The organism is Bradyrhizobium altum, assembly GCF_020889705.1.
Lineage (GTDB): Bacteria > Pseudomonadota > Alphaproteobacteria > Rhizobiales > Xanthobacteraceae > Bradyrhizobium > Bradyrhizobium altum.
This window is the reverse complement of record NZ_JACMYP010000563.1, coordinates 1-1134: the sequence shown is the minus strand read 5'-3', so window position 1 is coordinate 1134 and position 1134 is coordinate 1. Positions and strand designations below refer to the sequence as shown.

Annotated in this window: 1 protein-coding gene; it reads left to right on the top strand. The window is 64.1% G+C overall.

All coding sequences use genetic code 11. The features are described from left to right. Window positions 1–51: 51 nt before the first annotated feature. Window positions 52–1134: IS256 family transposase (locus tag H8B02_RS47395; protein WP_229172530.1), on the top strand; the 1083-nt coding region annotated here is incomplete at its 3' end.

Here is a 1134-nt window from a genome sequence, read left to right as displayed (position 1 = left end):
TGTTCAACCTCGAATCACCTGGCGTTAGCGCGCCGGGCTGGAGACCACGCCATGAAGAACCATACCACGCAGCCTGATTCCGCGACACTCGCAGCGAAGACGGACCCCCAGCTTTTCGACGATTGGTTTGACCCGATCGAATTTGGAGTGCGCAATCGGGTGCGCGATTTCATCGAGACGATGATGGAGGAAGAACTGGAGGCGGTGCTGTCGCGACCTCGCTATGGGCGTATTGCGCCGGGCGCGGGCAAGGAGGCCGGCACGGCAGAGGGGGTCACCGGTCATCGTCATGGCCACCGTTCGCGCTCGCTTCTGGGAACGTTCGGCCCGATCGAGGTGGCGATGCCACGCGCGCGATTGAACGCTGCGGACGGCGGTACGACCGAGTGGAAGAGCAAAGCGCTTAAGGCCTACCAGCGCCGCACGATCGCAGCGGATGCGGTGATCGCCGGCGCCTATCTGGCTGGCACCAACACGCGGCGGGTTCGCCGGGCGTTGACGACTCTGTTTCATGGCGCGGTGAGCAAGGATACGGTGAGCCGGACCTGGCGCAAGGTGAAGACCGACTGCGACGCCTGGAACGCCCGCTCGCTGGCTGACGAGCCGATCGTCCGGCTGATCCTCGACGGTACGGTAGTTCGCGTTCGGCTCGACCGCAAAGCCACGGCGATTTCGCTGCTTGTCGTGCTGGGGGTGCGCGCCGACGGGCAGAAAGTTCTGCTCGCGATCAAGAGCATGGGCGGCGAAAGCGCCGAGGCTTGGCGCAGCGTGCTGGACGATCTCACCAGGCGCGGTTTGCAACGGCCAGAGTTCCTCATCGTCGATGGCGCGGCGGGGCTCGACAGTGCAATCGCCGCAGTGTGGGACGGCGTGCCGGTCCAACGATGCACGGTGCACATGCACAGGAACCTGCTTGCGCACGCGCCGGAGCGTCTGCACGAGGAGATCACCGCGGACTACAACGATATGATCTACGCGGAAACAAGCCAGCTGATCGAAGCCCGACGCAAGGCTTTCATTCGCAAATGGCGGATCAAACATCGTGCCGTTGCCGACAGCCTCGAGGAAGCAGGCGCACGCCTGTTCAGCTTCACCCGACTGCCGCAGGAACAATGGAAGAGCGCGCGCACCACC